General features: G+C 67.8%; 11 protein-coding genes. All 11 read right to left on the bottom strand.

Annotation, left to right across the window (positions count from 1 at the left end):
• Window positions 1-114: 114 nt before the first annotated feature.
• Window positions 115-1,536, bottom strand: coding sequence for a multicopper oxidase family protein (locus CAP38_RS14590; RefSeq protein WP_086122155.1), 1,422 nt, complete (start codon window positions 1,534-1,536; stop codon window positions 115-117).
• Window positions 1,537-1,560: 24 nt separating this feature from the next.
• Window positions 1,561-1,974, bottom strand: coding sequence for a group II truncated hemoglobin (locus CAP38_RS14585; protein ID WP_086122154.1), 414 nt, complete (start codon window positions 1,972-1,974; stop codon window positions 1,561-1,563).
• A 1-nt stretch (window position 1,975) separates the two neighbouring features.
• The gene (locus CAP38_RS14580) at window positions 1,976-4,516 is read right to left on the bottom strand and encodes an ABC transporter permease (RefSeq protein WP_086122153.1); all 2,541 of its coding nucleotides are present in this window, start codon (window positions 4,514-4,516) and stop codon (window positions 1,976-1,978) included.
• A gap of 31 nt (window positions 4,517-4,547) precedes the next feature.
• Window positions 4,548-5,180: a uracil phosphoribosyltransferase gene (gene upp, locus CAP38_RS14575; RefSeq protein ID WP_086122152.1), complete on the bottom strand. Its 633-nt coding sequence runs from the start codon at window positions 5,178-5,180 to the stop codon at window positions 4,548-4,550.
• Complete coding sequence (locus tag CAP38_RS14570; protein ID WP_086122151.1) at window positions 5,177-6,082, bottom strand: formate dehydrogenase accessory sulfurtransferase FdhD; 906 nt, start codon at window positions 6,080-6,082, stop codon at window positions 5,177-5,179. Before CAP38_RS14570 ends, upp begins: the two co-directional genes overlap by 4 nt.
• A 73-nt stretch (window positions 6,083-6,155) precedes the next feature.
• On the bottom strand, window positions 6,156-6,497 hold the full coding sequence (locus tag CAP38_RS14565) for a hypothetical protein (protein WP_086122150.1): 342 nt from the start codon (window positions 6,495-6,497) through the stop codon (window positions 6,156-6,158).
• Between the two features lie 18 nt (window positions 6,498-6,515).
• Complete coding sequence (locus CAP38_RS14560) at window positions 6,516-7,706, bottom strand: formate dehydrogenase subunit gamma (protein ID WP_086122149.1); 1,191 nt, start codon at window positions 7,704-7,706, stop codon at window positions 6,516-6,518.
• 9 nt (window positions 7,707-7,715) lie between these two features.
• Window positions 7,716-7,970: a hypothetical protein gene (locus CAP38_RS14555; protein ID WP_086122148.1), complete on the bottom strand. Its 255-nt coding sequence runs from the start codon at window positions 7,968-7,970 to the stop codon at window positions 7,716-7,718.
• Window positions 7,967-8,569 (bottom strand): formate dehydrogenase FDH3 subunit beta, encoded by a 603-nt coding sequence (gene fdh3B, locus CAP38_RS14550; protein WP_086122147.1) that lies wholly within the window; start codon window positions 8,567-8,569, stop codon window positions 7,967-7,969. The genes CAP38_RS14555 and fdh3B overlap by 4 nt, the downstream gene beginning before the upstream one ends.
• 30 nt (window positions 8,570-8,599) lie before the next feature.
• A complete protein-coding gene (locus CAP38_RS14545; protein WP_086122146.1) occupies window positions 8,600-11,569 on the bottom strand; it encodes a formate dehydrogenase subunit alpha in 2,970 nt (989 codons plus the stop codon).
• A gap of 91 nt (window positions 11,570-11,660) precedes the next feature.
• A complete protein-coding gene (locus CAP38_RS14540; RefSeq protein WP_086122170.1) occupies window positions 11,661-11,885 on the bottom strand; it encodes a formate dehydrogenase in 225 nt (74 codons plus the stop codon).
• Between the last annotated feature and the right edge of the window lie 189 nt (window positions 11,886-12,074).

The following is a 12,074-nucleotide window of genomic DNA, read 5'->3' as shown; positions in this document are numbered from 1 at the left end:
CGTCCGACAGCAGCAACTCCGTCTTCGGCCTGCCTGTTCTCATCGCGGTATCTCCGGTTCCAAGATACCGCACTGGCATGCACGATTAATGCCAGTTATTTCCGGGACAGGACACTAGCCCTGCACCTCGAACACCGTGCCCATGCCGCCCGCATGGTGCTCGAGCACATGGCAATGGATGAGCCAGCGGCCGGGGTTGTCGGCCATGAAGGCCACTTCCAGGCGGTCGCCCGGCGCGGCCAGCACGGTGTCGCGCCACGGCCGGTCGGGCAGCGGCTGCCCGTTGCGCGAGAGCACCTGAAAGTGGTGGCCGTGCAGGTGCATGGGGTGCCACCAGGCGGTGCGGTTGTCGAAGGTCAGGCGCACGGTCTGGCCTCGGGGCACCCGGAACAAGGGTTCGTGGTGGTGATGGTGGTCGGTATGCGCCACGCCGTTGAGCGTCCAGGCCGGGTCGGCCTCGCGCGCACCGGCTTCGCGGCGCTGACGGCGGGCGGTGCGTTCGGCCTCGGTCTGCTGCGGCCAGCCGTCGCGGCTGCGGGCGCCGCCACCGATCACGATGGTCTGCTCGAAAGCGCCCGCCAGCACCGGCGCAGGCAGGCCCTCGATGGGCGGGGGCACCGGCGCCGGACGGGGTGTGGCAACCGCCCTGCCCTGCACCTCCAGCCGGGCCAGCGCCACGGCGCCCCGCGACTGTTCGTCCTTGAGCTCGAACATGCCGGGGGTGCTGGCATCGATCACCATGTCGGCCCGCATGCCGGGGCCCAGCAGCATCGGGCCTTCCCAGCGGATGGCCGATTCGGCCGGCACGCCGTCGCGGGCGATCAGCCAGCCCGGCAGCCCGTCCAGCGCGAGCTGGTAGATGCGCGCATTCGATGCATTGATGAGCCGCAGCCGGATGCGCTGCCCCGCCTGCAGCACCTGGCGCGGCTGCTCCGCCCCGTTGACCGTGATCTTCTGCCCCAGGCGGCCAGCGTGTGCCACGTCGTGGAAGCGGTAGAAGTCCTCGGCGATGCGCCCTTGCTCGTCCAGACGCCAGTCGTCGAGCAGCCAGACCAGGTCCTGGTCGACCGGATAGGGGCGGTCTTCCTCCACCACCAGCGCGGCGGCCAGGCCTCGCTCCACCTGCTCGGCCGTGCCCAGGTGCGGGTGGTACCAGAAGGTGCCGGCGTCCGGCAGACGGAAGCGGTAACGGAAACGCCCGCCCGGCTCGATGGGGGCCTGGGTGAGGTGGGGCACCCCGTCCATGGCGTTGGGCAGGCGGATGCCGTGCCAGTGGATGGTGGTGGGATCGGGCAGGCGGTTGTGCAGCTCGATGTCCAGCCAGTCGCCGCGGCGGTAGCGCAGCACCGGGCCGGGCACGGCGCCGCCGTAGGCCCACACATCCAGCCCGCCCTGTCCGGCCACCGGCAGGCGGGCCGGGGCAGCGGTCAGGACGCGGGGGGCGGCAGAAGCCGAAGGGAACGGGGAGGTGCTGCAGGCACCGAGCAAGGGCACGGCGGCCGCAGCCTGCAGCCACTGTCGACGGGTCGTGTTCATGGACAACGGGTGACGGAAAACGGATCAGGGGGTGTTGCGCATCCAGTCGGCGGTCTGGAAGAAGCTCTGGTTCAGGCGCTGCCGCAGCACCGGATCGACGCCGGTCTCGCCCATGGCCTGGTCCATGCACGCCAGCCACTGGTCGCGTTCGAGGATGCCGATGGAAAACGGCATGTGCCGCATGCGCAGGCGCGGGTGGCCGAAGCGGCCGGTGTAGTGCTGCGGACCGCCCAGCCAGCCGCACAGGAACCAGAACAGCTTGTCGCGGGCGCCGTCCAGCGTGTTGCCATGGGCATGGCGCAGCTCTGCATAGCCGGGCTCGATGTCCATGAGGTCGTAGAAGCGGTCGACCAGGGCACGCACGCGCTCCTCGCCACCGATCCATTCGAACGGTGTGTCGAAGGGCGGTTTTTCCTGGGGAATCTGCAGATCGGTCATCTCAGGCGGCGGCCTTGCGCAAGGTTTCCACGACCGGGGTGCGCAGCACGCTGCGCAGACCCCACCAGCCGGCCATCAGGGCCAGCAGCGCACCGGCCAGGGCGCCGCCCAGAGGCACCCAGGGCGATGCGGTCCAGCTGAACTGGAAGGCGTACTTGGCCAGCGCCCAGCCCACGGCCACGGCCACCACGGACGCCAGGAACCCGGCGAGCAGCCCCACACCCAGCAGCTCGATGCGCTGCACCTGGCGCAGCAGGGCCGATCCGGCTCCGACGGCCCGCAGGATGGCGAACTCGCGCTCGCGTTCGCCGCGGGTGGCCGTGACGGCGGCCAGCAGCACCACCAGGCCGGCGGCCAGGGTGAAGGCGAACAGGAACTCCACCGCCGAGATCACCTGACCCAGCACCCGCTGCACCTGGGCGATGGTCTGGCTCATGTCGACATTGGTGATGTTCGGAAACTGGCGCACCAGGGCGTTGTCGAAGCCGCGCGTGGCCGGCGCCCGGAAGGCACTGATGTAGGTCACCGGCACATCGGGCACGGTGGCGACCGGGAAGATGACGAAGAAGTTCACCCGCAGCGATCCCCAGTCGACCTTGCGCAGGCTGGTGATGCGGGCCTCGGTGACGATGCCGGCCATGTCGAAGCCCACCGTGTCGCCCAGTTTCAGGCCCAGCTCTTCGGCCAGACCTTCCTCCACGCTGATGGCACCCATCTCGTTCTCGGTCCAGCGGCCGGCCACCACCGGGTTGTGGTCGGGCTGCACCGGCGTGTTCGAGAGGTTGAATTCGCGCTCCACCAGCCGCTGCGCGCGATCGGTGCCAAAGTCCTCGGGCACCACGTTGCGCCCGTTGATGCTGACCAGACGGCCCCGGATCATGGGGTACCAGTCGAAATCGTTCACGCCGGCGGTGCGCAGGGCCTGCTGGAACGGCTCGGCCTGTTCGGGCTGCACGTTGATGACGAAGCGGTCCGGCGCATCGGGCGGGGTGGCGTTGCGCCAGCTGGCGATCAGGTCGGTGCGCAGCAGCACCAGCAGCACCAGGGCCAGCAGGCCCACCGACAGGGCACTGACCTGCACCACCGCAAACACCGGCCGCGCGGACAGCTGGCGCGTGGCCATGACGAGGGCGCGCGGCGCGGTGGCCTCGTTCACGCTGGCGCGCAGCAGCTTGACGGCCAGCCAGCTGACGCCGGCAAACAGCAGCACCGCGGCGGCGAATCCACCGACCGCGATCGACCCCAGCAACAGGTCACGGCTGGCCGCCAGCAGCAGCGCGGCGAAGCCCAGCATGCCCAGGCCCAGCACCCCCAGTGTGGCGGGCTTGAGCTGGCCCACATCGCGCCGGATCACCCGCAGCGGAGGCACCTGGGCCAGCTGCAGCACCGGCGGCAGGCCGAAAGCCATCATCAGGGTCAGGCCCATGCCCAGGCCCAGCAGCACCGGCGTGATGCCCGGGGCCGGCAGGCTGGCCTCCACCAGGCCGGCCAGCAGCAGCACGAACACGTGGTGCACCACAAAGCCCAGCAGCACGCCCAGGCCGCTGGCCAGCAGGCCCACCAGCGCGAACTCCAGCGTGTAGGCCCGGGCCATGGTGCCCTGCGACAGGCCCAGCACGCGCAGCATGGCGCAGTCATCCAGGTGGCGCTGGGCAAAACCGCGTGCCGCGATGGCCACCGCCACCGCGCACAGCAGCGCGGCCAGCAGGGCCACCAGGTTCAGGAATTTTTCGGCGCGCTCCAGGGTGCGCTCCATCTCGGGCCGCCCGCCCTCCAGCGACTCCAGCCGGGTGCCGCGCACGCCGGTGGCATCGATGCGTTCCTGCGCCCAGCGGCTGAAGGTGGCCACCGCCGCATCCGGCCCGGCCACCGCCAGACGGTAGGTCAGGCGGCTGGCAGGCTGCACCAGGCCGGTGGCCGGCAGGTCGGCCTCGTTGAGCATGACGCGCGGTGCGAAGCTCATGAAACCGGCGCCACGGTCGGGCTCGACCACCAGCACCCGGTCGATGGTGAACTGCGAGTCGCCCAGCAGCAGGGGCTGACCCATCTTCAGGTCCAGCGCCACCAGCAGCGCGGCATCGACCCACACCGTGCCGGGCCGGGGGATGGACCGGACGGCCTCGTCGGCCGCGTCCGGCCCGCTGGCCACCCGCAGCGTGCCGCGCAGGGGATAGCCGTCGGATACCGCCTTGAGCGCCACCAGGCGGGCGGCACCGCCCTCCTCGTCGCGGGCGCGGCCCATGGTGGGGAAGCCCAGGGTGCGCGCGGTGTTCAGGCCCAGTTCGCGGGCGCGGACCTCGAATTCGGGCGACGGGGCGTTGTCGCTGGCGAGCACCGCATCGCCACCGATGAGGGCGCGGGCGTCTCGGGCCAGGCCGCCCTGCAGCCGGTCGGCAAAAAAGCCCACGGCCGTCAGTGCGGCCACGGCCAGTGTGACCGCCAGCACCAGCAGCCGCAGCTCGCCGGCGCGCCAGTCGCGGATCAGGGAAGACCAGCCCAGGGTCCAGAAACGGATGGGCAACGATGCGTGGGAAGGAGGCATGGGGCGACCTTATCGCATCGGGAAAACCCCGTCACTTCGTGCCGAAGATCCGGTCGCCGGCGTCCCCCAGACCCGGGACGATGTAGCCATGCTCGTTCAGGCCCCGGTCCACGGCAGGGGTGTAGATGGGCACGTCGGGGTGGTGGTCGTGGAAGGTGCGGATGCCTTCCGGGCAGGTCACCAGGCAGACGAAGCGGATGGATCGGGGGTTCGTCTGCTTGAGGCGGTCCACCGCCGCCACAGCGGAATTGCCGGTGGCCAGCATGGGGTCGAGCACGATGGCGTCGCGCTCGTGCATGTCCTGCGGCATCTTGAAGTAGTACTCCACCGCCTTGAGCGTGGCCGGGTCGCGGTACAGGCCGATGTGGCCCACGCGGGCACCCGGCAGCACCTGCAGCATGCCGTCCAGGAAGCCGTTGCCGGCGCGCAGGATGGAGGCCAGCACGATCTTCTTGCCGTCGATGACCCGCGAGGTCATCTTCTCCAGCGGGGTCTCGATCTCGATCTCCTGCATGGGCATGTCACGGGTCAGCTCGTAGGCAAGCAGGGCGGAGAGCTCGTGCACCAGTTCGCGGAAGCTCTTGGTGCTGGTGTCCTTGCGGCGCATCAGCGTGAGTTTGTGCTGCACCAGGGGGTGGTCGATGATGTGGACGTCGCGGCTCATGTCGTCGGTGAGGAAGTCAAAGGGGCAGAAGGTACCGCATCCAGCAACAGGCGATGCGGGTTGGCGTAACAGAAGAAGTGCCGGTTGGTGGCCCGGCCCACGGCACACAGCCCCACCCGCTGCGCCACCTCCAGGCCCATCTGGGTGATGCCGCTGCGCGAGATGACGGCCGCCACACCCATCTGGGCGCTCTTGATCACCATCTCGCTGGTCAGCCGTCCGGTGGTGTAGAAGACCTTGTCCAGGCCCGGGGGCTGCAGGGTGGCCGAGATCGCAGCGGCCGACGCGCCGACCGAAGGGTCCTGCAGCGCCAGCCAGCCGGCAATGGTGTCGACCGCGTTGTGGCGCCCCACGTCTTCCACGAACAGCTGCAGCTCGTCACCCCGGAACAGCGCACACGCATGCACCGAGCCGGCCGACTTGTAGGTGCTTTCCTTCAGGCGGATGGCATTGACGATGGCGTACAGCTGCGACTGCCGCAGCACGCCCTCGGGCAGGCGGATGCGGTCGATCTCGTCCATCAGGCCGCCGAACACGCTGCCCTGACCGCAGCCGGTGGTCACCACTTTCTTGGCGGTGCGCTCCTCGATGCGGGCGATGCCCTGGCGGGTGGTCACCACGGCGGCCGACACGTCCCAATCCACCTGGATGGAGGCGATCTCGTCCACCGACTGCACCAGCCGCTGGTTGAGCAGGTAACCCAGCACCAGCCATTCGGGATGGGCACCCAGCGTCATGAGGGTGACCAGCTCGCGCTTGTCCACGTACACGGTGAGATCGCGTTCGGCAGGGATCGAGACCTCGCTGCGCACGCCGAATTCGTTGACCACCTCCACCGCACGGGTGAGCGGGGCCTGGGCCTGGGAGAGTTGCGGCAGGGCTGCCGGGGCTGTGGCATTCATGGGGTGAGGAGTATGGCGGAGCGGACAGCAAAAAAGGCCCCGGAGGGCCTTCTTTGCAGAGAGCGGCGGAAGATCAGCTCTTCTTGGCCGGGGCGGCCGCCGCCGGAGCCGCCGGAGCCGCTGCTGCGGCGGGTGCGGCAGGCGCCGGGGTGTACACGAACGGACCCGGATCGACGCAGGCCGGAGCACCCGGCGTGGCCGACTTGCCCTGGCCGGCGGTGGTCTTGAAGTGGTTGGCCGCTGCCTTGTCCATGGACTTGCACAGCTGATAGGCCGCGACCTTGTTGCCGTGGGCCGTCTTGGCAGCGGCCTCGGCCGCCTTGGCCTTGGCTTCGTCGGTCAGCACCGGGGCCGGCAGCTTGGCGAAAGCCGCGCCGGACACCAGCAGGGAGAGCAGAAGGATGCTGCGTTTCATGAGAGTGTCCTCCGGGGATCAGGCTTTGGCCGGCTGGGCGTCGGCGGCCGCCTTGGCGGTGCGCTGCGCGGGGATCTTGCCGGCCTTGATGTCGTTGTACCAGAGCTCGTGGTGCTCCTTGGCCCAGGTCTCGTCCACATAGCCGGTCTTCATGGCCTTGTAGGCACCGGACATGCCGACCGTGCCCATGTAGATGTGACCCATGAACATGGCCATCATGAGCACGGTGGCGACACCGTGGAACATGTGGGCGATCTGCATGTTGGCGCGGGTGTACTCGACGCCCGGGACGATCTTGTCCAGGAACACGCCGGAGGCCACCACAATGATGCCCAGGAAGAACACGCCGCCCCAGAACACCAGCTTCTCGCCGGCATTGAAGCGGTGCGAAGGCACCTCTTCCTTGCCGAACAGGCCACCGGCCTTGACCAGCCACTGCAAGTCTTCCTTGCTAGGCCAGTTGTCCTTGAGGAAGGTGAAGAACACCACGACCAGCGAGACGGCGAACACCGGGCCCACGAAGTTGTGGATGTTCTTCAGCGCGTAGGTCAGCCAGCCGAACAGGGTCGAGCCGATGACGGGCAGCAGGAAGAACTTGCCGAAGGCCATCACGATGCCGGAGACGGCCAGCACCACGAAGGCGATGGCGTTGACCCAGTGAGCCGCGCGTTCCACATAGGTGAAGCGCTCGATCACGCGGCCGGTTTCCTTGCCGTGAAGCTGGATGGTGCCCTTGCCGAAGTAGAACAGGGCCAGGGCCACACCCGCGATCAGCAGCAGCGAGCCGCCGTAGGGAATGATCCAGTTGTTGCGCACCTGGCGCCAGGCTTCACCGGCGGTGGTGTAGGCCGAACCCGGGTACTTCACGAAGCCCTGCACCAGGTTGCCGTACTCGAGGTAGGGCAGGCTGGTGGTGCCGGTCACGCCGCCCTGGCCCACATCGCGCCACATGGGTGCGTTGTTGCCCGGCTGAACCTGCTTGCGTTCGGCGTTGGTCTGGTTGGCGTAGTTGGGGTCCTTGTCGGCATCGGGGGCGATCTCGAAGATGTTCGCACCCTTGATGCCGCCTTGGCTGGATGGCGCCGGTGCCGCTGCGGGTGCAGCGTCGGCCGGTTCCACCTTCAGCGTCTGGGCCGAAGCGCCCGCGCCGATCAACAGCGCAGAGGCCACCAGCACGGACCGCCAGAGGGAGGTCAGGGAAATGGTCATGGAACCACCTTACTTGGGCTGGGCGCCGACGCGCACGTAGTCGTTTTGGCCGTACTGCGCACGTGCCTTGAGCTGCTGTTCCCAGCTGGTCTTGTCGCCGGTGGTCCAGCCGCCCTGGGCGTACTGGCTCTTGCCGACGCCGGTGTACGGTGCACCGTCCTGCTTGACGCCGGAGCCGGAGATCTCCTGCGGCTGGTCGCCGCAGGCAGCCAGGGCCAGCAGCGCGGCCAGCGCTGCGGAGGTGAGGGTCAGGCGCTTGATCACGATTTCTGTCCTTGTGCAGTGCCGTAGGCGGTGCCCCAGCCCCAGACCTCGGCACCCTTGCCGCGGGTCAGGACACGGGTGCGGAAGATGTCGGCCACCACGTCGCCGTCACCGGCCAGCAGCGCCTTGGTCGAGCACATCTCGGCGCAGGCGGGCAGCTTGCCCTCGGCCAGACGGTTGCGACCGTACTTCTCGAACTCGGTCTGGCTGCCGTGGGCCTCGGGGCCGCCGGCGCAGAAGGTGCACTTGTCCATCTTGCCGCGCACACCAAAGGTGCCTTGCGACGGGAACTGCGGTGCGCCGAACGGGCAGGCGTACGAGCAGTAGCCGCAGCCGATGCAGACGTCCTTGTCGTGCAGCACCACACCTTCGTCGGTGCGGTAGAAGCAGTTCACCGGGCAGACGGCCATGCAGGGTGCATCGCTGCAGTGCATGCAGGCCACCGAGATCGACTTCTCGCCGGGGACGCCGTCGTTGAGGGTGATGACCCGGCGGCGGTTCACGCCCCAGGGCACTTCGTGCTCGTTCTTGCAGGCGGTGACGCAGCCGTTGCACTCGATGCAGCGCTCGGCGTCACAGATGAATTTCATTCGTGCCATGTTGTTCTCCTGTTGCAGTGGGCCGGCCGCTTACGCGCGCTCCACGTTGCAGATCGTGGTCTTGCTTTCCTGCATCATCGTGATGATGTCGTAGCCGTAGGTGGTGGCCGTGTTGACGGCTTCACCACGCACCACCGGGAAGGCGCCATCCGGGTAGTACGGCTTCATGTCCTGGCCCTGCCAGCGACCCGAGAAGTGGAACGGCAGGAACACCGTGTCGGCCGCCACACGCTCGGTCACCAGGGCCTGCACATTGATGCGGGCACCGGTCGGGCTGGTCACCCACACGCGCTCGCCGTTGCGGATGCCGCGCGAGGTGGCCACGCTGGGGTGGATCTCGACGAACATCTCCTGCTGCAGCTCGGCCAGCCACGGGTTGGAGCGGGTCTCCTCGCCGCCACCCTCGTATTCGACCAGGCGGCCAGAGGTCATGATCAGCGGGAATTTCTCGTGCAGCTTCTCCTCCACGTTCTTCGCCTGCAGCGACTTGTAGAGGATGGGCAGACGCCAGCGGGTCTTCTGGTCGTCGTGGCTGGGGTACTTGGCGATCAGGTCCGGGCGGGTGCCGTAGACCGGCTCGCGGTGCTGCGGGATGGCATCCGGGAAGTTCCACACCACGGCGCGGGCCTTGGCGTTGCCGAACGGATGGCAGCCGTGCTTCATGGCCACGCGGATGATCGCGCCGGTCGGGTCGGTCTTCCAGTTCTTGCCCTCGGCGGCCTTCTGCTCGGCCTCGGACAGGTCGCCCCACCAGCCCAGCTTCTTCAGCAGCACGTGGTCGAACTCGGGGTAGCCGGTGGTGATCTCGGCGCCCAGGGAGTGCGAGCCGTCCTCGGCCAGCAGGGTCTTGCCGTCACGCTCGACGCCGAAGTTGGCGCGGAAGTTGCCGCCGCCGTCCATGACGTGCTTGGAGGTGTCGTACAGGTTGGGCGAACCCGGGTGCTTGAGCTCCGGGGTGCCGTAGCAGGGCCAGGGCAGACCGAAGTAGTCGCCGGTCATGTCGTAACCGGTCTCCTTGTCCACCACCTTGCCCTTGGCCTTTAGCGTCTTGACGTCGAAGGCGGCCATGTTGCGCATGTGGGCCTTCAGGCGCTCCGGGCTCTGGCCGGTGTAGCCGATGGTCCAGACCGACTTGTTGATCTCGCGCAGGATGTCTTCGACCTGCGGCTCGTCCATGCCGCCCTTGCCCTTGACCAGCTTGACGTTCTTGACCAGTTCCTGGTCGAAGCCGAGCTTCTGGGCCAGCTGGTACATGATCATGTGGTCGGTGCGGCTCTCCCACAGGGGCTCGATCACCTGCTCGCGCCACTGGATGGAGCGGTTGGAGGCGGTGCACGAACCGCTGGTCTCGAACTGGGTGGCTGCCGGCAGCAGGTACACCTCGCGGTTCGGGTTCAGGTCTTCGGCCTTGCCGGGCATGGCGGCCATCGAAGCGGTGGCCGAGGGATACGGATCGATCACGACCAGCAGGTCGAGCTTGTCCATGGCGCGCTTCATTTCCAGACCACGGGTCTGGGAGTTGGGCGCATGGCCCCAGAAGAACACACCGCGCAGGTTCGGGCCCTGGTCGATCAGCTCGTTGTTCTCCAGCACGCCGTCGATCCAGCGGGAGACGGTGATGCCGGGCTTCTCCATCATGCCTTCGGCGTACTGCTTCTTGATCCACTCGTAGTCCACGCCCCAGGTGGCAGCGAAGTGCTTCCAGGAGCCGGCGGCCAGGCCGTAATAGCCCGGCAGGGAGTCCGGGTTCGGGCCGACGTCGGTCGCGCCCTGCACGTTGTCGTGACCACGGAAGATGTTGGTGCCGCCACCGGTCTTGCCGATGTTGCCCAGCGCCAGCTGCAGGATGCACGAGGCACGCACGATGGCGTTGCCGATGGTGTGCTGCGTCTGGCCCATGCACCACACGATGGTGCCCGGGTTGTTCTCGTGCAGCATCTTCGCAACCTTGAAGACCTGCTCTTCCTTCACGCCGCAGGCCTCTTCCACGGCGGCCGGGGTCCACTTGGCCATGACGTCCTTCTTGACGTCTTCCATGCCGTAGACACGGTCGTTGATGTACTGCTTGTCTTCCCAGCCGTTCTTGAAGATGTGATAGAGCACACCGAACAGGAAGGGGATGTCGGAGCCCGAGCGGATGCGCACGAACTCGTCGGCCTTGGCGGCGGTGCGGGTGAAGCGCGGATCCACCACGATCATCTTGCAGCCGTTCTCCTTGGCATGCAGCATGTGCAGCATCGACACCGGGTGGGCTTCAGCCGCGTTGGAGCCGATGTAGAGCGCCACCTTGGCGTTCTGCATGTCGTTGTAGGAGTTGGTCATGGCACCGTAACCCCAGGTGTTGGCAACGCCGGCCACCGTGGTGGAGTGGCAGATGCGGGCCTGGTGGTCGCAGTTGTTGGTGCCCCAGAAGCTGACGAACTTGCGCAGCAGGTAGGCCTGCTCGTTGTTGTGCTTGGACGAACCGATGAAGTAGACCGAGTCCGGACCGCTGGCTTCGCGCAGGGCCTTCATCTTGGCCACGATGCCGTTGTAGGCCTCGTCCCAGCTGATGCGCTGGTACTTGCCGTTGACCAGCTTCATCGGATAGCGCAGGCGGTACTCGCCGTGGCCGTGCTCACGCAGGGCCGCACCCTTGGCGCAGTGGGCGCCGAGGTTGATCGGCGAATCGAACACGGCTTCCTGACGCACCCACACGCCGTTCTCGACGATGGCGTCGGTGGCGCAGCCCACCGAGCAGTGGGTGCAGACGGTGCGGCGCACTTCGATCTTGCCGGTGCCGTCGATCGACTTGCCGCTGGCGGCGTGCGACTTCTTCACCAGCGAGAGCTGGGTCGCTGCCAGACCGACGCCCACGCCCAGGCCCGAGCGGCGCAGAAAGGCGCGGCGGTCCATGGTGGGCAGCGCTGCCGACAGGCCGCGCTTGAGGTTGTGCACGAAGGTGGAGTGCACGTGGGAAACGTGACCACCCGCAGAGGAATTCTTTTTGGTCAGCAGCATTTGCATGCCTCCTGATGAGCCGGCGTGGTGTCTGCGCAAACAGCGGTCACGGCGGCGGACGGTTCGTGGGGACGGGGAAAACGGAAGCGGATTACAGACGGGTGGTCTGGTAGTACTGCTTGACGTGCGCCGTGAGGCTGTAGCCACCGCCCTTGGTGGGCGCGGGCTTGGCCTCGGCAGCGGGCGCTTCGGCGCTCACGCGCGGCAGCACGGTGGCGGCGGCCGCCAGTGCACCGACGGTGGAAGCACCGGCGAACAAGGTACGACGGCTCAGGCGCGATTGGCCTTCGCCTTCAGTGCGGGGGGACTTGGTCATGCATGTCTCCAGGTTGAACTCGAGCACCCGCGATCCACTTGCGGGTACTTTGCATAGGGCGGGAATCTACCGTCGGCCTGAACGCCGTGCAACCGCGTGAACCCCCTCCTGGCCCCTGTCGCCAGGGGGACCGAAGACCGCTGACCGCCCCCGGGGCGATCAGCACCTTTTCGGCCGGGCGTCAAAGCG

The organism is Hydrogenophaga sp. IBVHS2, from assembly GCF_002127215.1.
Lineage (GTDB): Bacteria > Pseudomonadota > Gammaproteobacteria > Burkholderiales > Burkholderiaceae_C > Hydrogenophaga.
The sequence above is the reverse complement of the archived record's forward strand: the minus strand, read 5'-3'. Positions and strand labels throughout refer to the sequence as shown.